The sequence below is a fragment of the Mycobacterium sp. 852002-50816_SCH5313054-b genome (assembly GCF_001667185.1).
Taxonomy (GTDB): Bacteria; Actinomycetota; Actinomycetes; order Mycobacteriales; family Mycobacteriaceae; genus Mycobacterium.
Genome location: NZ_LZIC01000041.1, coordinates 119,491 through 143,814 on the forward strand (window position 1 = coordinate 119,491; position 24,324 = coordinate 143,814).

25 protein-coding genes and 1 pseudogene are annotated in these 24,324 nt (G+C 70.5%); 19 read left to right on the forward strand and 7 right to left on the reverse strand.

Annotated features, from left to right (window positions below; genetic code table 11):
• Window positions 1–102: 102 nt before the first annotated feature.
• The 11 genes from thrS (at window position 103) to A5787_RS08605 (ending at window position 10,323) form a co-directional block, all read left to right on the forward strand.
• Entirely contained in the window at window positions 103–2,169 is a 2,067-nt protein-coding gene (gene thrS, locus A5787_RS08555) for a threonine--tRNA ligase (protein WP_066964574.1), read from the forward strand.
• On the forward strand, window positions 2,162–2,722 hold the full coding sequence (locus tag A5787_RS08560) for an HIT domain-containing protein (protein ID WP_066964576.1): 561 nt from the start codon (window positions 2,162–2,164) through the stop codon (window positions 2,720–2,722). The genes thrS and A5787_RS08560 overlap by 8 nt, the downstream gene beginning before the upstream one ends.
• Window positions 2,719–3,351: a phosphatidylinositol phosphate synthase gene (gene pgsA / locus A5787_RS08565; protein ID WP_066964681.1), complete on the forward strand. Its 633-nt coding sequence runs from the start codon at window positions 2,719–2,721 to the stop codon at window positions 3,349–3,351. The genes A5787_RS08560 and pgsA overlap by 4 nt, the downstream gene beginning before the upstream one ends.
• Window positions 3,348–4,271 (forward strand): phosphatidylinositol mannoside acyltransferase, encoded by a 924-nt coding sequence (locus tag A5787_RS08570; protein ID WP_066964579.1) that lies wholly within the window; start codon window positions 3,348–3,350, stop codon window positions 4,269–4,271. The genes pgsA and A5787_RS08570 overlap by 4 nt, the downstream gene beginning before the upstream one ends.
• Entirely contained in the window at window positions 4,271–5,395 is a 1,125-nt protein-coding gene (locus A5787_RS08575) for a glycosyltransferase family 4 protein (protein WP_066964580.1), read from the forward strand. Before A5787_RS08570 ends, A5787_RS08575 begins: the two co-directional genes overlap by 1 nt.
• Entirely contained in the window at window positions 5,395–6,432 is a 1,038-nt protein-coding gene (locus A5787_RS08580) for an NUDIX hydrolase (protein WP_066964583.1), read from the forward strand. The genes A5787_RS08575 and A5787_RS08580 overlap by 1 nt, the downstream gene beginning before the upstream one ends.
• Window positions 6,433–6,477: 45 nt before the next feature.
• Complete coding sequence (gene pdxS / locus A5787_RS08585; protein WP_066964585.1) at window positions 6,478–7,395, forward strand: pyridoxal 5'-phosphate synthase lyase subunit PdxS; 918 nt, start codon at window positions 6,478–6,480, stop codon at window positions 7,393–7,395.
• Between the two features lie 14 nt (window positions 7,396–7,409).
• Window positions 7,410–8,246, forward strand: a complete 837-nt coding sequence (gene tesB, locus A5787_RS08590) for an acyl-CoA thioesterase II (RefSeq protein ID WP_066964684.1) — start codon at window positions 7,410–7,412, stop codon at window positions 8,244–8,246.
• Window positions 8,243–8,839 carry a pyridoxal 5'-phosphate synthase glutaminase subunit PdxT gene (gene pdxT / locus A5787_RS08595; RefSeq protein ID WP_066964587.1) on the forward strand — a complete coding sequence of 199 codons (597 nt, stop codon included), beginning with the start codon at window positions 8,243–8,245 and terminating at the stop codon, window positions 8,837–8,839. The genes tesB and pdxT overlap by 4 nt, the downstream gene beginning before the upstream one ends.
• A 91-nt stretch (window positions 8,840–8,930) precedes the next feature.
• On the forward strand, window positions 8,931–9,686 hold the full coding sequence (locus A5787_RS08600) for a YebC/PmpR family DNA-binding transcriptional regulator (RefSeq protein ID WP_066964589.1): 756 nt from the start codon (window positions 8,931–8,933) through the stop codon (window positions 9,684–9,686).
• A gap of 13 nt (window positions 9,687–9,699) precedes the next feature.
• Window positions 9,700–10,323 (forward strand): class I SAM-dependent methyltransferase, encoded by a 624-nt coding sequence (locus A5787_RS08605; RefSeq protein ID WP_066964592.1) that lies wholly within the window; start codon window positions 9,700–9,702, stop codon window positions 10,321–10,323.
• Here A5787_RS08605 and A5787_RS08610 read toward each other — a convergent pair.
• The 5 genes from A5787_RS08610 to A5787_RS08630 are packed head-to-tail and all read right to left on the reverse strand — an operon-like array spanning window position 10,320 to window position 13,901.
• Window positions 10,320–11,861, reverse strand: coding sequence for a polyamine aminopropyltransferase (locus A5787_RS08610; RefSeq protein ID WP_066964595.1), 1,542 nt, complete (start codon window positions 11,859–11,861; stop codon window positions 10,320–10,322). The two genes, A5787_RS08605 and A5787_RS08610, sit on opposite strands and share 4 nt — an antisense overlap.
• Window positions 11,858–12,313, reverse strand: a complete 456-nt coding sequence (locus A5787_RS08615; protein ID WP_066964598.1) for a DUF350 domain-containing protein — start codon at window positions 12,311–12,313, stop codon at window positions 11,858–11,860. Before A5787_RS08615 ends, A5787_RS08610 begins: the two co-directional genes overlap by 4 nt.
• Window positions 12,314–12,344: 31 nt before the next feature.
• Window positions 12,345–12,776, reverse strand: a complete 432-nt coding sequence (locus A5787_RS08620; protein ID WP_066964687.1) for a DUF4247 domain-containing protein — start codon at window positions 12,774–12,776, stop codon at window positions 12,345–12,347.
• A complete protein-coding gene (locus A5787_RS08625; protein WP_066964602.1) occupies window positions 12,773–13,279 on the reverse strand; it encodes a DUF2617 family protein in 507 nt (168 codons plus the stop codon). Before A5787_RS08625 ends, A5787_RS08620 begins: the two co-directional genes overlap by 4 nt.
• A gap of 10 nt (window positions 13,280–13,289) precedes the next feature.
• The gene (locus tag A5787_RS08630) at window positions 13,290–13,901 is read right to left on the reverse strand and encodes a DUF4178 domain-containing protein (protein WP_066964605.1); all 612 of its coding nucleotides are present in this window, start codon (window positions 13,899–13,901) and stop codon (window positions 13,290–13,292) included.
• A gap of 142 nt (window positions 13,902–14,043) precedes the next feature.
• On the opposite strand from A5787_RS08630, the gene ruvC reads away from it, so the two are divergent.
• The 6 genes from ruvC (at window position 14,044) to A5787_RS08660 (ending at window position 18,327) form a co-directional block, all read left to right on the forward strand.
• Complete coding sequence (gene ruvC, locus A5787_RS08635) at window positions 14,044–14,610, forward strand: crossover junction endodeoxyribonuclease RuvC (RefSeq protein WP_066964608.1); 567 nt, start codon at window positions 14,044–14,046, stop codon at window positions 14,608–14,610.
• Window positions 14,607–15,197: a Holliday junction branch migration protein RuvA gene (gene ruvA / locus A5787_RS08640; protein WP_066964613.1), complete on the forward strand. Its 591-nt coding sequence runs from the start codon at window positions 14,607–14,609 to the stop codon at window positions 15,195–15,197. The genes ruvC and ruvA overlap by 4 nt, the downstream gene beginning before the upstream one ends.
• On the forward strand, window positions 15,194–16,240 hold the full coding sequence (gene ruvB / locus A5787_RS08645; protein ID WP_066964616.1) for a Holliday junction branch migration DNA helicase RuvB: 1,047 nt from the start codon (window positions 15,194–15,196) through the stop codon (window positions 16,238–16,240). Before ruvA ends, ruvB begins: the two co-directional genes overlap by 4 nt.
• An 81-nt stretch (window positions 16,241–16,321) precedes the next feature.
• Window positions 16,322–16,978: a hypothetical protein gene (locus A5787_RS08650; protein WP_066964619.1), complete on the forward strand. Its 657-nt coding sequence runs from the start codon at window positions 16,322–16,324 to the stop codon at window positions 16,976–16,978.
• A 110-nt stretch (window positions 16,979–17,088) separates the two neighbouring features.
• On the forward strand, window positions 17,089–17,475 hold the full coding sequence (locus A5787_RS08655) for a DUF1304 domain-containing protein (RefSeq protein WP_066964622.1): 387 nt from the start codon (window positions 17,089–17,091) through the stop codon (window positions 17,473–17,475).
• A 114-nt stretch (window positions 17,476–17,589) separates the two neighbouring features.
• A complete protein-coding gene (locus A5787_RS08660) occupies window positions 17,590–18,327 on the forward strand; it encodes a hypothetical protein (RefSeq protein WP_066964625.1) in 738 nt (245 codons plus the stop codon).
• Window positions 18,328–18,331: 4 nt separating this feature from the next.
• On the opposite strand, the gene car is transcribed toward A5787_RS08660, so the two are convergent.
• Both car and gabT read right to left on the reverse strand, forming a co-directional pair.
• Window positions 18,332–21,802 (reverse strand): carboxylic acid reductase, encoded by a 3,471-nt coding sequence (car, locus tag A5787_RS08665; RefSeq protein WP_066964627.1) that lies wholly within the window; start codon window positions 21,800–21,802, stop codon window positions 18,332–18,334.
• A gap of 130 nt (window positions 21,803–21,932) precedes the next feature.
• Window positions 21,933–23,273, reverse strand: coding sequence for a 4-aminobutyrate--2-oxoglutarate transaminase (gene gabT / locus A5787_RS08670; protein ID WP_066964630.1), 1,341 nt, complete (start codon window positions 23,271–23,273; stop codon window positions 21,933–21,935).
• A gap of 112 nt (window positions 23,274–23,385) precedes the next feature.
• Between gabT and yajC the strand changes: the two genes are divergently transcribed.
• Together yajC and A5787_RS08680 are read left to right on the forward strand one after the other, a co-directional pair.
• On the forward strand, window positions 23,386–23,721 hold the full coding sequence (gene yajC / locus A5787_RS08675; protein ID WP_066964632.1) for a preprotein translocase subunit YajC: 336 nt from the start codon (window positions 23,386–23,388) through the stop codon (window positions 23,719–23,721).
• A 60-nt stretch (window positions 23,722–23,781) separates the two neighbouring features.
• Window positions 23,782–24,324: pseudogene (locus tag A5787_RS08680) on the forward strand (protein translocase subunit SecD); the annotation flags it as partial.

The following is a 24,324-nucleotide window of genomic DNA, read 5'->3' on the forward strand; positions in this document are numbered from 1 at the left end:
CGTCGGGCGTTGTCGGTACGCACAACGTCGACGGCCCTGCTCGGCTGCGGACTACCCCGATAGCATGGTCGTCGACCCACCGAGCCTTGGAGACCAAACCCGATGAGCGCCGCCAGACAGCCCGATCCCGCCGCCCCGATCCGGGTGCCCGCCGGGACCACGGCGGCCGCCGCGGTCGGCGAGGCCGGGCTGCCTCGGCGCGGGGCGCCCGACGCGATCGTGGTGGTGCGCGACGCCGGGGGCAAGCTGCGTGACCTGAGTTGGGTGCCCGACGCCGACGCCGAGGTCGTCCCGGTCGCGGCCAACACCGATGAGGGCCGCAGCGTCATCCGGCACTCGACCGCGCACGTGCTGGCCCAGGCCGTCCAAGACCTATTCCCGCAAGCCAAATTGGGCATCGGGCCGCCCATCACCGACGGCTTCTACTACGACTTCGACGTGGCCGCGCCGTTCACGCCGGAGGATTTGGACAAGCTGGAAAAGCGGATGCGCCAGATCGTCAAGGACGGTCAGCTGTTTGACCGGCGCGTCTACGAGTCCAAGGACGCCGCGCGCGCCGAGCTGGCCGGCGAGCCCTACAAGCTCGAACTCGTCGACGACAAGTCCGTCGGGGCCGAGTCGATGGCCGAAATAATGGAGGTTGGCGGCGACGAGCTCACCGCCTACGACAACCTCAATCCCCGCACCCGGGAACGGGTTTGGGGCGATCTGTGCCGGGGGCCGCACATCCCGACCACCAAGCACATCCCGGCGTTCAAGCTGACCAGGAGCTCCGCCGCCTATTGGCGGGGAGACCAGAACAACGCCAGCCTGCAGCGCATCTACGGCACCGCGTGGGAGTCGCAGGAGGCCCTCGACCACCACCTCGAGCTGATCGAGGAGGCCCAGCGCCGCGACCACCGCAGGCTGGGCGCCGAACTGGACCTGTTCAGCTTCCCCGACGAAATCGGTTCGGGCCTGGCGGTTTTCCACCCCCGCGGTGGCGTGGTGCGCAGGGAGCTGGAGGAGTATTCGCGGCGCAAGCACATCGAGGCCGGGTACGAGTTCGTCAACACCCCGCACATCACCAAGGCGCAGCTGTTTCACACGTCGGGCCACCTGGACTGGTACGCCGACGGCATGTTCCCGCCGATGCACCTCGACGCCGAGTACAACGACGACGGGACGGTGCGCAAGCCGGGCCAGGACTACTACCTCAAGCCGATGAACTGCCCGATGCACACGCTGATCTTCGCCTCGCGCGGGCGGTCGTATCGCGAGCTTCCGTTGCGGCTCTTCGAGTTTGGCACCGTGTACCGCTACGAGAAGTCCGGCGTGGTGCACGGGCTGACCCGGGCCCGCGGGTTCACAATGGACGACTCGCACATCTTCTGCACCCGCGAACAGCTGCACGACGAGCTGGCGTCGCTGCTGCGGTTCGTGCTCGAGTTGCTCGCCGATTACGGGCTGGAGGACTTCTACCTGGAGCTGTCCACCAAGGACCCCGAGAAGTTCGTCGGCTCCGACCAGATGTGGGAGCAGGCCACCAACTCCCTGGCCGAGGTGGCGGCGGAGTCCGGCCTGGAACTGGTGCCCGATCCCGGCGGCGCGGCGTTCTACGGCCCGAAGATCTCGGTGCAGGCCCGCGACGCGCTGGGCCGCAGCTGGCAGATGTCGACCATCCAGGTGGACTTCAACTTCCCGGAGCGCTTCGAGCTGGAGTACACCGCGCCGGATGGGACGCGTCAGCGCCCGGTGATGATCCACCGCGCGCTGTTCGGGTCGATCGAGCGGTTCTTCGGCATCCTGACCGAGCACTACGCGGGCGCGTTCCCGGCGTGGCTGGCCCCGGTTCAGGTGGTGGGCATCCCGGTCGCCGACGAGCACGTGGCCTATCTGGAAGGGGTTGCCGCGCAGCTGAAGTCGCATGGCGTGCGGGTCGAGGTGGACGGCAGCGACGACCGGATGGCCAAGAAGATCGTCCACCACACCAGCCAGCGGGTGCCGTTCATGCTGCTGGCCGGCGACCGCGACGTGGCCGCGCAGGCGGTGAGCTTCCGCTTCGGTGATCGCACGCAGATCAACGGCGTGGCCCGTGACAGCGCGGTCGACGCCATCGTCAAGTGGATCGCCGACCGCGAAAACACCGCTCCCACAGCCGAATCGCTGAAAGTGGTCGGCGGTGAGTGACGAGCAGCGCGACGACACGATCCTCGACCGGGGCGTCGGCGAACAGGACCACCTGCAGCGGTTGTGGACGCCGTATCGGATGAACTACCTGGCCGAAGCGCCGATGAAGCAGGATAACGGCAAACCCGACCAGCCGTTCAGCGAGATCCCGCAGCTGTCCGACGAGGACGGGCTGGTGGTGGCCCGCGGCGAACTCGTCTACGCCGTGCTCAACCTGTACCCGTACAACCCCGGGCACCTCATGGTGGTGCCGTATCGGCGGGTCGCCGAGCTCGAGGACCTGACGGACGCGGAGAGCGCGGAACTGATGTCCTTCACGCAGAAGGCGATTCGCGTCATCAAGAACGTGTCGCGGCCGCACGGCTTCAACGTCGGTCTCAACCTGGGCACGTCGGCGGGCGGGTCGCTGGCCGAACATCTGCACGTGCACGTCGTGCCGCGCTGGGGCGGCGACGCCAACTTCATCACCATCATCGGCGGGTCGAAGGTGATCCCGCAGTTGCTGCGCGAAACCCGCCAGCTGCTGGCCACGGAGTGGGCCCGAAGCTCATGAGTAAGGTGCCGTTCCTGTCGCGGGCGGCTTTCGCCCGGCTCACCAGCCCGACCGCCCGGGCCTGCCTGCGGGTGGGGCTGACGCCCGACGCCGTCACCATCCTCGGCACCACCGGATCTGTGGCGGGGGCGCTCACGCTCTTCCCGACGGGCAAGCTGTTCGCGGGGGGCTGCGTCGTGTGGTTCTTCGTGCTCTTCGACATGCTGGACGGCGCGATGGCCCGGGAGCGGGGCGGCGGCACCCGCTTCGGCGCGGTGCTGGACGCCACGTGCGACCGCGTCAGCGACGGCGCCGTGTTCTGCGGCCTGCTGTGGTGGATCGCCTTCGGCATGCACGACAAGCCGCTGGTGGTGGCGACGCTGATCTGCCTGGTCACCTCGCAGGTGATCTCCTACATCAAGGCCCGGGCCGAGGCCAGCGGGCTGCGCGGCGACGGCGGCATCATCGAACGGCCCGAACGGCTGATCATCGTGCTCGTCGGCGCCGGTGTGTCGGACTTTCCGTTCGTGGCGTGGCCCCCCGCGCTGCCGGTGGCGATGTGGCTGCTGGCGGCGGCCAGCCTGGTGACCTGCGCGCAGCGGTTGCACGCCGTCCGGACGTCTGCCGGCGCGACGGAGCCGATGCCGTGATCCGGGATCTGGCCCGCCTGACCCGCGGCACGGCCACCGACTGGGCATATGCGACCGGCTGGGTTGCCGTGCGGACGATGCCGGAGTTCGCCGCGCGCAACGCTTTTGGCGCCGGGGCCCGTTACGCGGCCCGCAACGGCGGACCCGACCAGCTGCGCAAGAATCTGGCCCGCGTCATCGGGGTGCCGCCGGAGGAGGTGCCCGACGAGCTGATGCGCGCCTCGCTGGCGTCCTACGCGCGGTATTGGCGGGAGGCCTTCCGCCTGCCGACGATGGATCTGGCCGCGCTGGCCGACCAGCTCAACGAATCGGTGTTGGGGCAAGGCAATCTGGACGGGGCGCTGGCGCGGGGCCGCGGGGCGGTGTGCGCGTTGCCGCACAGCGGCAACTGGGACATGGCCGGCGTGTGGCTGGCGCAGACGCGCGGCACCTTCACCACCGTCGCGGAGCGCCTCAAGCCGGAGTCGCTGTACCGGCGCTTCATCGACTTCCGCGAGGGCCTCGGTTTCGAGGTGCTGCCGCTGTCCGGCGGCGACCGCTCGCCCTTCGAGGTGCTGTGCGACCGGCTGCGGGACAACCGCGTGGTGTGCTTGATGGCCGAGCGCGACCTGACCCGCACCGGCGTCGAGGTCGAGTTCTTCGGCGAGCCGACCCGGATGCCGGCCGGCCCGGCGAGCCTCGCCGTCGCGACCGGGGCGGCGCTGGTGCCCGCGCTGTGTTGGTTCGAAGGCGACGGCTGGGGCGTTGACCTGCAGACCCCCCTGGACTGCAGCAGCGGCGACGTGCGTGCCATCACCCAGGCGCTGGCCGATCGGTTCGCCGCAGGCATCGCCACCCGCCCCGAGGACTGGCACATGATGCAGCCGCAGTGGCTGGCCGACCTGTCGGACGCGAAGCGGGCGAGGTTGAGGGCGACCTGATGCGGATCGGGATGGTCTGTCCGTACTCGTTCGACGTGCCGGGCGGGGTGCAGTCCCATGTCCTGCAGCTGGCCGAGGTGATGCGCGCCCGCGGGCACGAGGTGAGCGTGCTGGCGCCGGTCTCGCCGCACGCGTCGCTGCCCGACTACGTCGTCTCCGCGGGCAAGGCCGTCCCGATTCCCTACAACGGGTCGGTGGCCCGGCTGCGGTTCGGCCCGGCCACCCACCGCAAGGTGAAGAGGTGGCTCATGCTGGGTGACTTTGATGTCCTGCACCTGCACGAGCCCAACGCGCCGAGCCTGTCGATGCTGGCGCTGAACATCGCCGAGGGCCCGATCGTGGCGACGTTCCACACGTCGACCACCAAATCGCTGACCCTGAGCGTCTTTCAGGGCATCCTGCGGCCGATGCACGAGAAGATCGTCGGCCGCATCGCGGTGTCCGACCTGGCCCGGCGCTGGCAGATGGAGGCCCTGGGCACCGACGCGGTGGAGATCCCCAACGGCGTCGACGTCACGTTCTTCGCCAAGGCCCCCCGGTTGGACGGTTATCCGCGGCCGGGCAAGACGGTGCTGTTCCTGGGACGCTTCGGCGAGCCCCGCAAGGGCATGGCGGTGCTGCTGGAAGCGCTGCCTCGTGTGGTCGAGCGGCATCCGGATGCGCAGTTGCTGATCGTCGGTCGCGGCGACGAGGACGAATTGCGCGCGCAGGCGGGCGAATTGGCGGGCCGTCTGCATTTTCTCGGCCAGGTGGACGACGCGGGCAAGGCGTCGGCGCTGCGCAGCGCCGACGCCTACTGCGCGCCCAACACCGGAGGGGAGAGCTTCGGGATCGTCCTGGTCGAGGCGATGGCCGCCGGCACCCCGGTGGTGGCCAGCGACCTGGACGCCTTCCGGCGCGTGTTGCGCGACGGCGAATGCGGGCGCCTGGTGCCCGTCGACGACGGCGCCGCGCTGGCCGACGCGTTGAACGAGGTGCTGGACGACGCCGCGCTGCGCAAGCGCTACGCGGCGGCCGCGACGGCGGCGGTGCACCGCTACGACTGGTCGGTGGTGGCCAGCCAGATCATGCGGGTGTACGAGACGGTCGCCGGTGCGGGGGCCAAGGTGCAGGTGGCCAGCTGATGACGTGGGCGATCCTCGCCATGACGGCGCTCGGCGTCGTGCTCGTCGTGCTGGGCGCGTGGGCCTACCGGACCGCGAACCGGCTGGACCGGCTGAACGTCCGCTACGACCTGTCGTGGCAGGCGCTCGACGGTGCGCTGGCGCGCCGCGCGGTGGTGGCGCGCGCCGTCGCGATCGACGCCTATGGCGGTGCCGCCGAGGGCGGCCGGCTCGCGGCGCTGGCCGACGCCGCCGAGCGCGCGCCCCGGTCCGCGCGCGAGTCGTGCGAAAACGAGCTCTCCGCCGCGCTGGCGAGGGTCGATCCGGCGGCGCTGCCGGCGGGCCTGATCGGCGAGCTGGCCGACGCCGAGGCGCGCCTGGTGCTGGCCCGCCGCTTTCACAACGACGCCGTTCGGGACACCCTGGCCCTGGCCGAACGACCCATGGTGCGCGCCTTCCGGCTCGGCGGCACCGCCGCGCTGCCAAGCTATTTCGAGATCGCCGAGCGCCCGCACGCGCTGGCGCACGGCGAGGCGGGCGTGCCCAGTCACCGCACCTCGGCGCGGGTGGTGCTGCTCGACGAGACCGGCGCGGTGCTGCTGCTGTGCGGGTCCGACCCGGCGAACCCGGCGTTCGGTGACGGAGCGGCGCCCCGCTGGTGGTTCACGGTGGGCGGCGAGGTGGGCAGCGGCGAACGGCTGGCCGAGGCCGCCGCGCGGGAACTGGCCGAAGAGACCGGCCTGCGGGTCTCGCCGACCGACATGGTCGGGCCGATCTGGCGGCGCGACGAGGTCTTCGAGTTCAACGGCTCGCTGATCGACAGCGAGGAGTTCTACCTGGTCCATCGCACCAGCCGGTTCGAGCCGTCCCTGGTGGGGCGGACCGAGCTGGAACGCAGCTACATCCACGGCGCCCGGTGGTGTGACGCGAATGACATCGCCGCCCTGACCGCGGCGGGCGAGCAGGTATACCCGCTGCAACTGGGCGAATTGCTGCCCGCGGCCAACGGGCTGGCGGACGGCGACCGCAACCCCGGCCTGCTCGAGTCGATCCGCTGATCACGAGCAAACTCGCTTGTCGCTGACCATTAGAGTGGAAGCGCAATGGACGAACAGAAGAAGCCAGTCGAGTCGAACCAGGCGGTGACGGGCACCGCGCGCGTCAAGCGCGGCATGGCCGAGATGCTCAAGGGCGGCGTCATCATGGACGTCGTCACCCCGGAGCAGGCCCGGATCGCCGAGGGTGCCGGCGCCGTCGCGGTGATGGCGCTGGAACGGGTGCCGGCCGACATCCGCGCCCAGGGCGGGGTGTCGCGGATGAGCGATCCCGACATCATCGAGAGCATCATCGCCGCGGTGACCATCCCGGTGATGGCCAAGGCGCGGATCGGGCATTTCGTCGAGGCGCAGATCCTGCAGAGCCTCGGCGTGGACTACGTCGACGAATCCGAGGTGCTGACCCCGGCCGACTACACCCACCACATCGACAAGTGGAAATTCACCGTGCCGTTCGTCTGCGGCGCGACCAACCTCGGCGAGGCGCTGCGGCGCATCAGCGAGGGCGCGGCCATGATCCGCTCCAAGGGCGAGGCCGGCACCGGCGACGTCTCCAACGCCACCACGCACATGCGCGCCATCGGCGGCGAGATCCGCCGGCTGACGTCGCTGTCCGAGGACGAATTGTATGTGGCGGCAAAGGAATTGCAGGCCCCCCACGAGCTCGTCGTCGAGGTGGCCCGGGCGGGCAAGCTGCCGGTCACGCTGTTCACCGCCGGCGGCATCGCCACGCCCGCCGACGCGGCGATGATGATGCAGCTCGGCGCCGAGGGCGTGTTCGTCGGCTCGGGCATCTTCAAGTCCGGCGCGCCCGAGCACCGCGCCGCCGCGATCGTCAAGGCCACCACCTTCTACGACGATCCCGACGTGCTGGCCAAGGTGTCGCGCGGGCTGGGCGAGGCGATGGTGGGCATCAACGTGGAGCAGCTCGCGCAGCCGCATCGCCTGGCCGAACGCGGCTGGTAAGCCTAGGGCTATTGGTGGCGATCGAAGAGATCCTTGATCTCGAGCAACTCGAGGTCAACATCTACCGCGGTCGGGTGTTCAGCCCGGAGTCGGGATATTTCCAGCGCACCTTCGGCGGGCACGTGGCGGGGCAGTCGCTCGTCTCGGCGGTGCGCACCGTCGACCCGCGCTACCAGGTTCACTCGCTGCACGGGTACTTCCTGCGGCCCGGGGACGCCAACCAGCCCACGGTCTTCATCGTCGAGCGCACCCGCGACGGCGGCTCGTTTGCCACCAGGCGCGTCAACGCCATCCAGCACGGCGAGATCATCTTCAGCATGGGGGCGTCCTTCCAGACCGACCAGGAAGGCATCCACCACCAGGACCCGATGCCGGCCGCGCCGCCGCCCGACGGCCTGCCGGGCCTCGACTCGATCAAGGTGTTCGACGACGCCGGGTTCAAGCAGTTCGAGGAGTGGGACGTGTGCATCGTGCCCCGCGACCAACTGCAGCTCCTGCCGGGCAAGGCCTCCCAGCAGCAGGTCTGGTTTCGCCACCGCGACCCGTTGCCGGACGACCCGGTGCTGCACATCTGCGCGCTGGCCTACATGAGCGACCTCACGCTGCTGGGTTCGGCGCAGGTCACCCACCTCGACGTGCGCGAGCACCTGCAGGTGGCGTCGCTGGACCACGCGATGTGGTTCATGCGCGCGTTCCGGGCCGACGAGTGGCTGCTGTATGACCAGTCGTCGCCGTCGGCCAGCGGCGGTCGCTCGCTGTGCCAGGGCAAGATCTTCACCCAGACCGGCGAGATGGTCGCGGCGGTCATGCAGGAGGGACTGACCCGCTATCGGCGCGGGTACCAGCCGTGAGCCTGCCCCGGGTCGGGGTCCTGGCGCTGCAGGGCGACACCCGCGAGCACCTGGCGGCGCTGCGCGAGGCCGGAGCCGAGTCGATGCCGGTTCGCCGCCGCGACGAGCTCGACGCGGTGGACGGGCTGGTCATCCCCGGCGGCGAATCCACCACCATGAGCCACCTGCTGCTCGATTTGGAGCTGCTCGAGCCGCTGCGCCGGCGGCTGGCCGAGGGCCTGCCGGCCTACGGCGCGTGCGCGGGCATGATCCTGCTCGCCAGCGAGATCCTCGACGCCGGCGCCAGGGGACGGCAGGCGCTGCCGCTGCGCGCGATCGACATGACGGTGCGGCGCAACGCCTTTGGTCGGCAGGTCGACTCGTTCGAGGGCGACATCGAGTTCGCGGGCCTCGACGACCCGGTGCGCGCGGTGTTCATCCGCGCGCCCTGGGCGGAGCGGACGGGTGAGGGCGTGCGGGTGCTGGCCCGCGCGGCGGGCCACGTCGTCGCGGTGCGGCAGGGCCCCGTGCTGGCGACGGCGTTTCACCCCGAGATGACCGGCGACCGCCGCATCCACCACATGTTCGTCGACATCGTCAACGGGGTCGCCTGACGCGTGGCGCTCGGCGACGTCGGGCGCCCACGTAGACTCGTTGGGCGAGTTGATCGAGCAGCAGAATGCAAAAGAAGAGGTAGAAACACCGATGAGCGGCCATTCCAAGTGGGCCACCACCAAGCACCAGAAGGCCGTCAAAGACGCCCGCCGCGGCAAGGAGTTCGCTCGGCTGATCAAGAACATCGAGGTCGCTGCCCGCACCGGCGGCGGTGACCCGGCCGGCAACCCGACGCTTTACGACGCGATCCAGAAGGCGAAGAAGACGTCGGTGCCCAACGACAACATCGAGCGCGCCCGGAAGCGGGGGGCGGGCGAGGAGGCCGGCGGCGCGGACTGGCAAACCATCACCTACGAGGGCTACGCGCCCAACGGCGTGGCGGTGCTGATCGAGTGCCTGACCGACAACCGCAACCGCGCCGCCAGCGAGGTCCGGGTTGCCATGACGCGCAACGGCGGCACCATGGCCGACCCCGGTTCGGTGGCCTACCTGTTCTCCCGCAAGGGCGTGGTCACCCTGGAGAAGAACGGCCTGACCGAAGACGACGTGCTGACCGCGGTGCTCGACGCGGGCGCCGAAGACGTCAACGACCTGGGCGACAGCTTCGAGGTCATCGCCGAGCCAACCGATCTCGTCGCGGTGCGCACCGCGCTGCAGGACGCCGGCATCGACTACGAGTCGGCCGAGGCCAGCTTTCAGCCGTCGGTCAGCGTTCCCGTCGACCTCGACGGCGCCCGCAAGGTGTTCAAACTCGTCGACGCGCTGGAGGACAGCGACGACGTGCAGAACGTCTACACCAACGTCGACCTCTCGGACGAGGTGTTGGCCGCCCTCGACGAGGAGTGAGCGGCGCACACCGATGACCGAGCCACCCGTCGTCAACCATCACGCCGACCACGCGGGCTTCGGCGGTCCGATCGGGCTGGTGACCGCCCTCGGCATCCTCGTCGCGGGGCGCCGCAACGCGCGCCTGGCCGCCGAGTTGGCCGACGTGTCGGCCGCCGACGGCGTCGTCGACATCGGTTGTGGCCCAGGCAATGCGGCGCGGGCGGCCGCGCGGCGCGGCGCACGGGTCAGCGCGGTGGATCCGGACCCGATGATGTTGCGCCTGGCCCGCCTCGTGACGCGCGACCATCCGAGGATCAGCTGGTCGCAGGGCACCGCCGAAGCGCTGCCCGTCCCCGACGGTGGTGCGACCGTCGTGTGGTCGCTCAAGACGGTGCACCACTGGAAGGACGTCACCGCCGGGCTCGCCGAGCTCCGGCGCGCCCTGGCGCCGGCGGGGCGCTTGCTGGTGCTGGAGCGACGGGTCCAGCCCGGAGCCACGGGCTTTGCCAGCCACGGGTGGACCGAACAGCAGGTCGAGTCCTTCGCGGCGCAGTGTCGTGCCGCCGGATTTGCCGGCGTGCGTCGCGACGAGCACCGGCGCGGCCGCGGGTCGGTGTGGGTGGTGCGAGCGGTCCGAGGCGACCACGCCACCTAGTAGTAGCCGCGCCGCATGTCCTCGACGACGCGCGGATTGTCCAGGGTCGACGGCTCGAGGGCGCGGGGCCCGATGTCACCGGAGAACACGGCGGCGGCCGCAAGCACCTGCTGGTTGAGGAAACGCAGCGGGGGCGCCCCGGCCGGCATCGTGGGTACGGGCGCAGCCTCCGCGCGCTGGGCCAGCGCGAAGCCCCAGTCGCCGAACGTCGGCACGTGCACGTGATACGGCGTGACGGCGTAGCCGGCCGCCCGGACCGTCGAGATCGTGCGCCAGAACGCGGTTGGCGTGGAGAACGGGCTGCCCGCCTGCACGACCATCAGCCCGCCGGGGGCCAGCGCGCGGGCGGCGAGCGTGTAGAACTCCGTCGAATACAGCCGGCCCAGGGTCGGTGTGTCGGGGTCGGGGAGGTCGACGATGACCGCATCGAACCGGTCCGGGGCGCCCCGCAGCCAGCTCATCGCGTCGCCGATGACGATCTTGACGCGCGGGTCGTCCAGCGCGCCGCCGTTGGCGTCGCGCATCGTGGTGCGCGCCAAGTCGATTACCGCCGGGTCGAGCTCGACCTGAACGATCCTGGCGACGCCGGGCTGGCGCAGCAGCTCGCGGGCCGCCAGGCCGTCACCGCCGCCGAGCACCAGGACCGAGCGCGCGCCTTTGGAATCACCGCCCAGCGCCGGGTAGACCAGGCTCTCGGTGTAGCGGTACTCGTCGCGGGTGGAGAACTGCAGGCCCCCGTCCAGGTACAGGCGCATGTCGTTGCCGCGCCGGGTCACCACGATCTCCTGATAGGGCGTGTGCCGGTAGGCGACGATCGGGTCGGCGTAAAGCCGTTGCCTGCTGGTGGTTTCGATGTCGGCCGAGCGCACCAGCAGCGTGGCGAGCACCGCGAGCGCGGCGGTGAGCGCGCACAGCGCCGTCGCCAGCTGCCGCGGCGAGACGACTCGGCGCAACAGGAACAGGGCCACGACGGCGGCCGCCGCCAGGTTGACGATGCCCGTGGCCGCCGCGCCGCGGATCATGCCAAGGTGCGGCAGCAGCAGGAACGGCCAGACCAGCCCGCCCAGCAACGCGCCCAGGTAGTCGGCGGCGTTGAGGTTGGCCAGCGTGCGGCCGGCGTCGGAGGGGCCGGCCGTGCGACCGCGTTGCAGCAGGGTCATCAGCAGCGGCACCTCGGCGCCGACCAGCCCCCCGATCAGCGCCGTGCCCACCGCCAGCACCCACGTCGAGCCGACCGAGCCGTCCAGGAACGCGAACACCACGTACAGCGCCGCCGCCGACAGCCCACCGATGATGCCGAGGGCCGCCTCGATGGCGATGAACGCGATCGCCGCGTGCGCCAACAGCGGCTTGACCAGCAGGGCGCCGGCGCCCAGCGCGGCGATGTAGCCCGCGACGATCAGCGAGGTGGCGACGATCCCGCCGCCGTTGAGGCTGGCCGACAGCGTCAACAGGGCGAGCTCGTAGATGATGCCGCAGGCCGCGCACGCCGCCACCGCGGCCAGCAGCACGGCGCGCCACCGCCCCGGGGAGGTCATGACACCGCCGCGGCGGTCACCCCTCCCACCGCGAGCAGTATCAGCGCCACCGCGAACGATCCCGGATGCAGCTCCGCCTCATCGATGTGCTCGTGGAAACTGCCCGGGATGAGCAGGTGCATCGCCAGCAACGCGATGCCCAGCAGGATCACGCCCATCAGCCCATACACGGCCACGCCGAGCAGCCCCTGACCCAGCTGGCTGTAGCTGTTGGTGATGGCGCTGATGATGACGGTGGTGAGTGAGATGTACATGGACCCGGCGACGACGACGGCGTTGGGGCGCCGATCGAGGAACACCAGCTGGCGCAGCTTCCCCGGGGTCAGCCAGTCGACCATGTAGAACCCGACGAGCAGCACGGCCATGCCGACTGCGAAGTACAGGATCGTCGCGAGCGCGCCCTTCAGCACGGGATTGACGTCGACGGTTCCGATCTCGACGGCGAGGTACATGATTGTCTCCTTTGCTCGAATCGCTAAGCCATCACTTGGTCCCGCCGGGCCCGCCGGGGGAGCCGCCGGCGCCGCCCGACGGGGATCCGGGGAAGAAGCCGGGGCCGAGGAAGATGAACGAGCCGTGGCTGTACCCGGCGCTCAGGGGCTCGACGCGGATGCTGCACGGGTAGTTGCCGTCGGGGCCCACGATCACGATGTTGTTGCTGTAGCGCAGGTATTCGCTGTTGCCGTTGGCGGTGCGTGCCTCGGGCGCCTGATAGTCGGCGAGCGTGTCGGCGACCTGCTCGGCCGATCCGGTGCAGACGTAGCGCGTTCCGTTCACATCACGCGAGTACTCGTGGTAGTGGCCCGCGATGTAGGACCCGATGTTCTTCTGCTGCAGGATGATTCCGAAGACCAGCGACACGACGGCGGCGACCGCCAGCGCGCCGGAAATCAGGAACAGCCGATTGCGGCTCACGGGCGCCACCGGCTCGCCGTGTGCACCACCACGCCGCCGGAGCCCGGCCGCGGGTACAGGTGCCACGTCTGCCACCGCCAGCCGGCGCCGTCGGGTTCGGCGGCCAGGGCCGTCAGGGCGGCGTCGTCGCCGGGAAACGTGCCCCCGAGCCAGCCCGGCAGCCGCGCGCAACGCTCGCGAAGATCGCCCGCCAGCTGGCGGAAGCTCGCCTCGTCGTGCGTCTCGGTGCGCGATTGCAGGCGGTAGCCGGGGGCCTTGGACCGCCGCGGCAACTCACCCCCGACGCTGCGCGCGGTGCACGAAACCTGCTCCGAGAAGTTGCCTTTCGGGTGCTCGACGGCGATGACGTGCGACGCGCCGAGGACGCCGAGCAGCAGCGCGCTTCCGTCGGGGTGCCGCAGCGCGCAGGTGGCCAGCGGCGCCGGCGCGGGGGCGTTGAGTGCCAGCCCCAGCCGCTCGCCGGACACGTCCGTGGGAGTCACGGCGAGCTGATGAAGGGGCACGGACCGGGTCCTACGGCGCCGTGGGCGGGGGCGCGGGGTAGACGGTGAGCTCGCCGGGCACGACGTGCTTGCCGGTCGAGATCTCCCAGGGCATGTCCGGGGCCCAGCGCTCGAAGGAGAGCAGGGCGGTCTCGCCGGCGTTGGCGCAGTCGAGGAATTCCATCTCGCCGCCGGCCGGCAGGCCGGTGGTGCCCTCGGTGGTGTACGACGCCCGCCCGCGCTCCGTTTCGTGGAACGCCACGCCGTCGACGACGTATTGGTCGCCCGGCTGCAGCGTGAGGTCCTTGCGCGTCACCCACATGGCCAGCTCCAGGCGGCCGTCGTCCTCCTCGACACTCAGCCAGATCGGCTGGTCGCCGCCCTCCAGGAGGTGCTCCCACCACACGAACGGGCCCTCGCGGAACGTCACCGAGCCGCGGACCACGAGGTCGACGCCGCCGTAGCTGACGATGGCCCCGGGCCCGAGTTGGCGCGGCCCGAACTGCGGCATCGCGTTGAAGGAGAGCGGGTCCTGGCGCCCGCTCGGGCGGGCCGGCTTCTTGGGCCGGCGCACCGCGATCACCAGCACCACGATCGACGCGATGAACAGCACTGCCGCGAGGACGAGCAGGAGTGTTCCCACACCAAACCTTCCGTTGCCACAGTGCTAGAGCGAACGTGGGCTATAAGTTAACAGCATTCGCCGGGTCGCAGCGTGTCCTACCGGATCCCGTCGGCCCCGCCCGCTAGGCTCTCGAACAGCTGTTCGTACGAAGGAGCCGGCCATGCGCGTGTTGGGCGTCGATCCCGGGCTGACCCGATGCGGCCTGTCGGTCGTGGAGACCGGGCGCGGGCGCAGTGTCGTCGCGCTCGACGTCGACGTGGTGCGCACCCCGTCGGACGCGCCGCTGGCCAAGCGCTTGCTGGCGATCAGCGATGCCGTCGAGCACTGGCTGGCCACCCACGAACCCGACGTGGTCGCCATCGAGCGGGTGTTCTCCCAGGTGAATGTGACGACGGTGATGGGCACCGCGCAGGCCGGCGGCGTGGTCGCGCTGGCGGCGGCCAGGCGCGGCATCGACGTGCACTTCCATACCCCCACCGAGGTCAAGGCCGCGGTCACCGGCAACGGCGCCGCCAACAAGGCGCAGGTCACCGCCATGGTCACCAGAATCCTTGAGCTGCAAGCCAAACCGACGCCGGCCGACGCCGCCGACGCGCTGGCGCTGGCGATCTGCCACTGCTGGCGGGCACCCATGCTCGCCCGGATGGCCGCCGCCGAGGCGCTGGCCGCGCAGCAGCGGCACGCCTACCGGGCCAAGGTGCAGGCCAAGCTGAAGGCCGCCCGATGATCGCCTCGGTGCGCGGCGAGGTGCTCGAGGTGGCGCTCGATCACGTGGTGATCGAGGCCGCCGGCGTCGGCTACCGGGTCAACGCGACGCCGTCGACGCTGGCGACGCTGCGGCACGGGAGCCAGGCGCGGCTGATCACCGCGATGGTCGTCCGCGAGGATTCCATGACGTTGTACGGCTTCACCGACTCCGACACCCGCGACCTGTTCCTGACGCTGCTGTCGGTGTCGGGAGTCGGGCCGCGGCTGGCGATGGCGACGCTGGCCGTACACGACGCCGCGGCGCTGCGGCAGGCGCTGCACGACGGCGACGTCGCCGCGCTGACCCGGGTGCCCGGCATCGGCAAACGCGGCGCCGAGCGGATGGTGCTGGAGTTGCGCGACAAGGTCGGGGTCGTCGCCGCGGGAGCTTCCCCGGCAGTCAACGGCCACGCGGTGCGGGGTCCGGTAGTGGAGGCCCTGGTCGGCCTCGGTTTCGCGGCCAAGCAGGCCGAGGAGGCGACCGAAAAGGTGCTGTCCGACGATCACGACGCGTCGACGTCCAGCGCCCTGCGCGCCGCCCTGTCGTTGCTGGGCAAGGCGCGATGACGGACGACGATCCGGACCGCGACGTCTCCCCGGCCCTGACCGTCGGTGAGGGCGACATCGACGTGAGCCTGCGGCCCCGCACGTTGGGGGAGTTCATCGGCCAGCCACGGGTGCGCGAACAGCTGCAGCTGGTCATCGAGGGCGCCAAAAACCGCGGCGGCACACCGGATCACATCCTGCTGTCCGGCCCGCCGGGGCTGGGCAAGACGTCGCTGGCGATGATCATCGCTGCCGAGCTCGGCTCGGCGCTGCGGGTGACGTCCGGGCCGGCGCTGGAACGCGCGGGCGACCTGGCCGCGATGCTGTCCAACCTGGTCGAGCACGACGTGCTGTTCATCGACGAGATCCACCGCATCGCGCGGCCCGCCGAGGAGATGCTCTACCTGGCGATGGAGGACTTCCGGGTCGACGTGGTGGTCGGCAAGGGACCCGGGGCGACGTCGATCCCGCTGGAGGTGGCGCCGTTCACCCTGGTCGGCGCGACCACCCGGTCCGGGGCGCTGACCGGCCCGCTGCGCGACCGGTTCGGGTTCACCGCGCACATGGACTTCTACGAACCCGCCGAGCTGGAGCGGGTGCTCGCGCGTTCCGCCGGGATTCTCGGCATCGAGCTGGGCGCCGAGGCCGGGGCCGAGATCGCGCGGCGTTCGCGGGGCACCCCGCGGATCGCCAACCGGCTGCTGCGCCGGGTCCGTGACTTCGCCGAGGTGCGCGCCGACGGCGTGATCACCCGCGACGTCGCCAAGTCCGCGCTGGCGGTCTACGACGTCGACGAGCTGGGCCTGGACCGGCTGGACCGGGCGGTGCTGACGGCGCTGACCCGCGGCTTCGGCGGCGGCCCGGTCGGCGTCTCGACGCTGGCGGTCGCGGTGGGTGAGGAGGCCGCGACCGTCGAGGAGGTCTGCGAGCCGTTCCTGGTGCGGGCCGGCATGGTCGCGCGCACCCCGCGTGGCCGGGTGGCCACCGCCCAGGCCTGGACGCACCTCGGCCTGACCCCGCCCGCCGGGGCCGCCGGACTGGGCCGGCCGGGGTTGTTTGACTAGGGCTGGTTGGGCGTGTGTGTTACGTCACCGCCGGCGGGGGTACCCCACGCAGCATCAGTACTTACCCGTAGGAGGTTTCTGATGAGGCACACCGGCCCCGACTATGAACGCCCATACGCGCCCTACATGCCACGCACCCGCGGCGCCGTGAGCGGGTTACTCCTGATCCTCTTGGGTGCTTGGGGTGCGCTGGCACCGTTCATCGGACCCGTGATCAGGTGGACCTATTCCCTGGACCCCGCCTGGACGTGGACGGCCGCGAAAGGCTGGCTCGAGGTGTTCCCCGGCGTCGTCGCCGCCGTGGGCGGCCTGATCCTGCTGGTCTCCGGAAACCGCGCCACCGCCATGCTCGGCGGCTGGCTGGCGGTCTTCGCCGGCGCCTGGTTCGTGGTCGGGCGGGCTTTCGCGCCGACCCTGCGAATCGGGGACGTCGGCCAACCCGCGGCCGCGTCGGACCTGAAGCGGGCCCTGCTGGAGGTCACCTACTTCACCGGCCTGGGCGCGCTGATCGTGTTCCTGGGCGGGGCGGCGCTGGCCCGCGTGGCGGTTCGGCACGCGCGCGACGTCGTGGTGACCGAACCGGCGCCCGTGGCGACCACCCCGGCGGCGGAACCGGCCGTGGCCGACGAATCGGCTCGCGACGTGCCTGCCGATGACGGGCGTGCGCGGGGCGGCCTGTTCCACCGGCGCGCCGGTGGCGGCCTGTTCGGCCGACGCCACCACCACGCCGGCGTGTAGATCCTCCCTGCTGCCCTGACGCGCCTTGCGCGTCAGGGCAGCTTGGGCACCCGGCGGTCGGTATTGTTCTTGACGCCGCAAACGGGCTGTTCGACTAGCGAGGAGGAGCGATGCTCACCGCCGGGTTGGTGTTCGCCGCGCTGGCCGCGCTCTTGCACGTCTACATCTTCACGATGGAGTCGTTCACCTGGACCTCGGAACGCACCCGCGCCAGGTTCGGCACGTCGGCCGAGGAGGCCGAGGCCACCAAGCTGCTCGCCTTCAATCAGGGCTTCTACAACCTGTTCCTGGCGATCGTCACCGGACTCGGCATTCCCCCCGTGGTGATGGGCGACACCGCCGTGGGAGTGGCGCTCATCCTGGCGGGCGTCGGATCGATGTCCGCCGCCGCGGTCGTGCTGCTGCTCTCCGCACCGGAGAAGGCGCGGGCCGCGCTCATTCAGGGCACTTTCCCGGTGATCGCCATCGTGCTGGTGGTGCTCGGCCTTTACCGGTAACAGGCGACACACCGGGCCCATTGGCCACAACCTCGATCGCCCGGGTTACACCGGCCACGGCCCCGGGTACCCCTGCGGGGCTGAAGTAGTCCGGCTTCTATCGAGGGGAAATTGATGACAGACGTCGAAAATCGCCGACCCAGCGCGTTGTGGATGCCGCGCTCGCGCGGCGCGCTCAGCGGATTGATCTTGGTCGTTCTGGGTGCTTGGGGTGCATTGATACCGTTCGTCGGTCCCCACTTCAATTTCGCCTACACGCCCGACCAGGACTGGGCATGGACCACGGGCCGGGGCTGGCTCGAGGTGCTCCCTGGAGCCGCGGCGGTGCTGGCCGGCCTGCTGCTGATCTTTTCCGGAAACCGGATCACCGCAATGGTGGGCGGCTGGCTGGCCGTGCTCGCCGGCGTGTGGTTCGTGATCGGCGGCGAGGTCGCCCCGATGTTGCGCATCGGTTCCGCCGGCGATCCGATCGCCGCATCCGACCGCAAGCGGGCGGTGCTCGAGGTCTCCTACTTCTCCGGTCTGGGTGCCCTGATCATCTTCGTGGGCGCCGCCGCCGTGGCGCGCTTGGCGGTGCGGTCGGCGCGTGATGTCGAGGCCCTGACACGGGTGGCCGAGGCACGTGCCGCACGGGCAGCCGACCCGGCTTACGCCCAGCCGGTGTCTTCCGACCCGGAGTACCCGTCGAGGTCGGCGGAGCCGTCGGCCGAGGTGTCCTCGGGCGCGCTGACCCAGCCGCGGGTCGATCGGTACGGGCCGGAAGGCGAGCCGAAGCGCGGATGGCGCCGCCAGCGCGCGGAGGGCGGGCCGCCTAACGCGGCCTACCTGCGCTGGCCGCACCCCCAGGGCTAGGGCGTCAGACCAGCCCGAGCAACTGCAGGTCGGTGACGTACTTGACGATGATCGGCGCCGACACGTGCGGGATGTCCTTGTCGGGGCCGATTTTCGCCTCCTGCACCGCGGCGCGGAACTGCTCCGTCGGCGCCAGCGATCCGCGCAGCGGCCGCTCCGGCTTCTGGTAGTTGTGCAGCAGCGGCAGCAGCGAGTACTGGCGCTGCCGTTCCGGCAGGGCCCGCATCGCGCCTTCGAACCGGCGCAGCCATTCGGCGTAGTCGTCGACCCGATGCAGCGGGTAGCCGGCGTCGATCAGCCAGTCGACGTACTCGTCGAGCCCGATGCCGTCGTCGTACGGGTTCATCACGTGGTACGTCTGGTAGCCCTCCGCCTGGGTGCCCAGGGTGGAGATCGCCGCGGCGATGAACTCGACCGGTAGCCCGTCGTAGTGGGCGCGCTGCCGGTTGCCGTCGGCGTCCAGCTCGTAGAACGAACCCGGCGCGACGCCGGTGGCCACCAGGCTCAGCATCAGCCGGGTGAACATGTCCGGCAGGTTGAGCTGTCCCGCGTAGGTGGTGTCGGCCAGGATCATGTCGCACCGGAACACCGCCACGGGCAGGCCGCACAGGTCGTGGGCCTCGCGCAGCAGCACCTCGCCGGCCCACTTGCTGTTGCCGTAGCCGTTGGCGTAGTTGTCGTTGACCGCCCGCGTCGCGCTGATCTCGCGGATGTCGGCGTCCTCGACGAACTCGCCCGGCTTGATCTGGTCGCCCACGCCGATCGTCGACGTGTACAGGTACGGCTTCTGCTTGGTGGTCAACGCGAGCCGGATCAGCTCGGCGGTGCCCAGCGCGTTGGGGCCGAACAGCTCGCTGTACGGCAGCACGTGGTTGACCAGGGCAGCCGGGTCGACGATGAGGTCGACGGTGTCGGCCAGCCGCTGCCAGGTCGCCTGGTCCAGGCCGAGGTTGGCCTCGCCCTTGTCGCCGGCGATGACCTCGAGGTGCTCGGCGGCCAGCTGACGGTAGTGCGCCAGCAGCTCGGGGTCACCGCTGTCGAAGGTGTTGTCCAGCCGGGCGCGGGCCTCCTCGTCGGAGCGGGCCCGCACCAGCGCGATCACCTTGCCGTCGACCAGGTCCATCCGCTCCAGCCATTCGAGCGCCAGGTAGCGGCCGAGGAATCCGGTCGCGCCGGTCAGCAACACGGTGCGCACCTCGGAGGTTGGCTTCGGCAGCTCGGGCGCGGCGGCCAGCGTCGACGCCTCGAGGAACTTGTCGAGCGTCAGGTCGCTCGCGCGGACCTCGGTCGCGTCACGACCGTGCACGGCGGCGAAGGTGGGCCGCTTGGTGCCCGCGCGCTCGGCCTCGATGTAGGCGGCGATGGCCCGCAGGTCGTTGGCCGGGCTGACGATGACGCCCACCGGCACGTCGACGTCGAAGATCTCGCGCAGCAGGTTGCCGAATGTCAAGGCGGACAACGAGTCCCCGCCCAGGTCGGTGAAGTGCGCCTCGGGCGACAGGTCGCTGGTCGCGGTGCCCAGCATCGCGGCCGCGGCGCGGCTCACGGTCTCGAGCACCGGACGGTCCGACCCGCTGCGGCGCAGTTCGCTCAGCTCGTTGGCCTGGCTCTGGGCCAGCTCGGCGTAGAGCTGTTCGAGCCGCTCGCCGTAGTGCTGCTTCAGCTTCGGCCACGCCAGCTTGCGGATACCGGTCAGCAGGCCGTTCTCCATGCTGAACGGCGTGGTCTCGATGATGAAGTCGCGTGGCACCTCGTACGACTGCAGGCCCGCGTCGCGCGCGACGTTCTGCAGCGAATCGGCGATCAGCGGCTTCAGCTCGTCGGCCTGGTAGCGAGCCAGGGCCTCCTCGGTCGGCACCACGACCGCCAGCAGGTAGGGCTGCGCGCTGTTGCCGTAGAGGTAGATCTGGCGCACCAGCGGGCTGTTGCCGAACTCCGCCTCCAGCTTGGCCAGGGTGACGAACTCGCCCTGCGCGAGCTTGAGCACGTTGTTGCGGCGGTCGACGTACACCAGCCGGTCGGGGGCGACCTCGGCGAAGACGTCGCCGGTCCGGTAGTAGCCGTCCTCGTCGAACACGTTGGCCGTGGTCTCGGCCCGCTTGTAGTAGCCGGGGAACATGTTCTCGGTCTTGAGCAGCAGTTCACCGCGCGGGTGCGGTCGGTCGGTGCCGAAGTAGCCCAGGTCCGGCACGTCGACCAGCTTGTAGTCGATGACCGGCGGGCGCTGGACCTCGCCGTCGAACAGGACCATGCCGGCCTCGGTGGAGCCGTAGCCGTCCAGTAGATGCATCTCGAGCAGCGACTCGACCCAGTCCCTCAGGTCGGGGGAGGTCGGTGCCGAGCCGGTCATCGCGAAGATGAACCGCCCGCCCAGCAGGTACTGCCGCTGCTCGTCGAGGACCTGCTGCTCGGGAACCCCGCGGTCGACCTGCCGCTGGTATTCGCCGAACAGGGTCTCCCAGATCCGCGGCACGAAGTTCAGCTCGGTCGGCCGGACCAGCTCGAGGTCCTCGAGCAGCGTCGAGAGGTCGCTGCGGGCGGCGAAGTACGCGGTGCCGCCGTTGCCGAGGGTGCCGTAGAGGATGCCGCGGCCCATGACGTGGCTCATCGGCATGAAGTTGAGGGTGATCGACGCGGCGCTCGGTCCAAACCAGTTCCTGGCCGACCGGCACCACATCTTGCCGAGGTTGCCCGCCCGGTACATCGCGCCCTTCGGCGCGCCGGTGCTGCCGGAGGTGTAGATCAACAACGCCAGCGGGTCCTCGTCCGGTGCCGGCAGCGGCAAATCGGGCAGCGACTTCCCGCGCTCGAGCATGTCGGCCAGGCTCTCGACGACGACGCCGGTGTCGGCCAGCCGTTCGCGCGCGGCCGCGACGGCCTCACGCTCGTCGTCGACCTCGGGGTGGTAGTCGAAGACCACCAGCTTGGCCGGGGTGTGGCCGGTCAGGATCAGCTCGACGGCCTCCGGCAGCTGGTTGACGCTGGACGCGATCACGCTCGGCTGGGTCTCCGCCACGATCGGCTGCAGCTGCGTGAGCGCCGCGCTGGTCTGCAGTGGCACCGACACCGCGCCGAGCTGGGCCAGCCCGACGTCGATGGTCGTGAAGTCGACGCTGTTGAAGCCCAGCACGGCGACCCGGTCGCCGGGCCGCACCGAGTCGGCGGTCAGCGCGCGCGCCAGGGCACCGGCGCGTTCGTTCAGCTCGCGGTAGGTGATGGTCTCGTAGCGGGGGAGCAGCTCGAGCGAGGTGCGCCCGGTCGTGTTGTCTTTGACGAACTCCACCACGCGCTGGCCCAGGGCCGGGCGGTCGGCGTAACCCTCGAGCACGGTCTGGATGATCTGCGGAAGGCGCAGTCCGGGCTGCTCGAGAGCCTCGGCGACCGCCGGGTCGGGCCGGGCGGCGGCGAACTGCGGGTCGTTGGCGGTGAGGTCGTCGACTCGGCGCGCGAGCCGCTCTTCGGGAGTAGTCGACATAGAAGTCCCTTGATTCGCTTGAGAAGGAAGTAGATCGGTCGCGCGACGCTGCGCTGATGACTAGAACGTTAGCTAAACTAATGGTATTCCTCAATGGACTACCGGTGTTGTGATCTTTCGCACGCCGGGGCTAGAGGTCGCCCAGCAGCCCGCTCAGGATGTCGATCCCCTCGATCAACAGCTCGTCGCTGATGGTCAGCGGGGGCAGCAACCGGATGATGTTGCCGAACATCCCGCACGTCAACACGATGACCCCGGCAGCGTGGGCGGCGGTGGACAGCCGCTGGGTCAGTTCCGCATCGGGCTCGGCGGTTCCCGACTTCACCAGCTCGATGGCGATCATGGCGCCCCGGCCGCGCACGTCGCCGATCCGGTCATCGCCGGCCTGCAGGCGCAACAACGGTTCGGTGATCAGCCGTTCCAGTTGACGCGCGCGCTCGACCAGCCCGTCACTCTCGATCGTCGCGATGGTGGCCAGCGCCGCCGCGCACGCGATGGGGTTTCCGCCGAACGTGCCGCCCAGACCGCCGACGTGCGATGCGTCCATGATGTCGGCGCGGCCGGTGACCGCCGACAGCGGCAGCCCGTCGGCGATGCCCTTGGCGGTGCAGATCAGGTCGGGCACGATCCCCTCGTGCTCGCAGGCGAACATCGCGCCGGTGCGCGCGAAGCCGGTCTGCACCTCGTCGGCGATGAACACGACGTCGTTGCGCCGGCACCAGTCGAGCAGCGCAGGCAGGAATCCCTCTGCGGGAACGATGAATCCGCCTTCGCCGGCGATCGGCTCGATGATGATGGCGGCCAGGCTGTCGGCGCCGACCTGGTTTTCGATGATGCCGATCGTGCGCGCGGCGGCCTTTTCGCCGTCGGTGGCCAGCTCCTTGTCGTGCAGCCCGTCCCGGTAGGGATAGGACAGCGGCGCCCGGTAGACCTCCGGCGCGAACGGGCCGAAGCCGCTCTTGTAGGGCATGGATTTGGCGGTGAGCGCCATCGCCAGGTTGGTGCGCCCGTGATAGGCGTGGTTGAACGCCACCACCGCGGGCTTGCGGGTGTGCGCCCGTGCGACCTTGACGGCGTTTTCGACGGCCTCGGCGCCGGAGTTGAACAACACCGAGCGCTTCTCGCCCGAGCCCGGGGTGATCCGGTTGAGCTCCTCGGCGACGGCGACGTACTCCTCGTAGGGCGTCACCATGAAGCAGGTGTGGGTGAAGTCGTCGACCTGCGCGCGCACCGCGTCCACGACGCGGGGCGACGAGTTGCCGATCGTGGTGACCGCGATGCCGGAACCCAGGTCGATGAGCCGGTTGCCGTCGACGTCCTCGACGATGCCGCCGCCGGCGCGCGCGACGTACACCGGCAGGGAGACATTCACGCCGCCCGACACCGCCGCGGCCCGGCGCTTGTTCAGCTCCAGCGATGTGGGACCGGGGATTTCGGTGACCAGCTGTCGACTCTGCTCGAGGCTGGCCACGACGTCCTCCTCACCGCGGCGCGGCTGTCACGTCGCCGTTCCAGCGTATCCGCTCGGGCGCGAGTGAGCGGGGTCAGTAGGTGGCGACCTGCGGTGCTGGCAGACTGGCCGCATGGAAAGCTTGATCCTGTTCTTGCCGTTCGTGATCATCATGATCGGCGTCATGTACTTCGGGCAGCGTCGCCAGCGGCGGGCGATGCAGGCCACCATCGACCTGCAGGAGTCGTTGCGGCCCGGCGACCGGGTGCACACCACGTCCGGGCTGCAAGGCACCATCGTCGCGATCACCGAGGACACCGTCGACCTGGAGATCGCCCCCGGCGTGGTGACCACCTGGATGAAGCTGGCCGTGCGCGACAAGGTCCTGCCCGACGACCCCACGGACCACGACGACGAGGGCGCCGACGACTGGGAAGAATCCGAGGGACTGACCGACCCGGGCCGGTAGGGCCGAGACACGTAGGCTCTGTCAGGGCAAGAAACCGATTCTCAAGGAGATACGAGGAACGTGGCATCGTCTTCGGCGCCGGTGCGACCTGCCCGCTACCTGTCCGTTTTCCTGTTGCTGCTGGTCGGCGTCTATCTGCTGGTTTTTCTCACGGGCGACAAGCGAGCCGCGCCGAAACTGGGCATCGACCTGCAGGGCGGCACCCGCGTCACGCTGACCGCCCGCACGCCGGATGGCTCGCGGCCGAGCCGGGAGGCCCTGGCGCAGGCGCAACAAATCATCAGCGCGCGGGTCAACGGGCTCGGCGTGTCCGGTTCCGAGGTCGTGGTCGACGGCGACAACCTGGTCATCACCGTGCCCGGGAGTGACGGCAGCGAGGCGCGCAACCTCGGGCAGACCGCGCGGCTCTACATCCGGCCGGTGCTCAACTCGATGCCGGCGCAGGCCGCTCAGCCCAAGCCCCCCGCCCAGGCGCCCCCGCCGGGGCACCCCGCGGGGGCGCCGGGGGGGGGGGGGTGGGCGGGGCGGCCTGCGCCGGGGGGGGGTTTAGCACCGGCCGGGTGTAGAGGCGCGCGGGGGGCGCGGGGTTGCGGGCCGCGCGGG

What these genes read in the sequence shown, in the direction of transcription:
- pdxS (WP_066964585.1), top strand. Translation starts at nt 6,478, where the DNA reads ATGGACGAACAGAAGAAGCCAGTCGAGTCGAACCAGGCGGTGACGGGC.
- ruvB (WP_066964616.1), top strand. Translation starts at nt 15,194, where the DNA reads ATGACGGACGACGATCCGGACCGCGACGTCTCCCCGGCCCTGACCGTC.
- A5787_RS08655 (WP_066964622.1), top strand. Translation starts at nt 17,089, where the DNA reads ATGCTCACCGCCGGGTTGGTGTTCGCCGCGCTGGCCGCGCTCTTGCAC.
- thrS (WP_066964574.1), top strand. Translation starts at nt 103, where the DNA reads ATGAGCGCCGCCAGACAGCCCGATCCCGCCGCCCCGATCCGGGTGCCC.
- A5787_RS08575 (WP_066964580.1), top strand. Translation starts at nt 4,271, where the DNA reads ATGCGGATCGGGATGGTCTGTCCGTACTCGTTCGACGTGCCGGGCGGG.
- pgsA (WP_066964681.1), top strand. Translation starts at nt 2,719, where the DNA reads ATGAGTAAGGTGCCGTTCCTGTCGCGGGCGGCTTTCGCCCGGCTCACC.
- A5787_RS08660 (WP_066964625.1), top strand. Translation starts at nt 17,590, where the DNA reads ATGACAGACGTCGAAAATCGCCGACCCAGCGCGTTGTGGATGCCGCGC.
- ruvA (WP_066964613.1), top strand. Translation starts at nt 14,607, where the DNA reads ATGATCGCCTCGGTGCGCGGCGAGGTGCTCGAGGTGGCGCTCGATCAC.
- ruvC (WP_066964608.1), top strand. Translation starts at nt 14,044, where the DNA reads ATGCGCGTGTTGGGCGTCGATCCCGGGCTGACCCGATGCGGCCTGTCG.
- yajC (WP_066964632.1), top strand. Translation starts at nt 23,386, where the DNA reads ATGGAAAGCTTGATCCTGTTCTTGCCGTTCGTGATCATCATGATCGGC.
- A5787_RS08610 (WP_066964595.1), bottom strand. Translation starts at nt 11,861, where the DNA reads ATGACCTCCCCGGGGCGGTGGCGCGCCGTGCTGCTGGCCGCGGTGGCG.
- A5787_RS08600 (WP_066964589.1), top strand. Translation starts at nt 8,931, where the DNA reads ATGAGCGGCCATTCCAAGTGGGCCACCACCAAGCACCAGAAGGCCGTC.
- A5787_RS08580 (WP_066964583.1), top strand. Translation starts at nt 5,395, where the DNA reads ATGACGTGGGCGATCCTCGCCATGACGGCGCTCGGCGTCGTGCTCGTC.
- A5787_RS08650 (WP_066964619.1), top strand. Translation starts at nt 16,322, where the DNA reads ATGAGGCACACCGGCCCCGACTATGAACGCCCATACGCGCCCTACATG.
- A5787_RS08605 (WP_066964592.1), top strand. Translation starts at nt 9,700, where the DNA reads ATGACCGAGCCACCCGTCGTCAACCATCACGCCGACCACGCGGGCTTC.
- A5787_RS08615 (WP_066964598.1), bottom strand. Translation starts at nt 12,313, where the DNA reads ATGTACCTCGCCGTCGAGATCGGAACCGTCGACGTCAATCCCGTGCTG.
- car (WP_066964627.1), bottom strand. Translation starts at nt 21,802, where the DNA reads ATGTCGACTACTCCCGAAGAGCGGCTCGCGCGCCGAGTCGACGACCTC.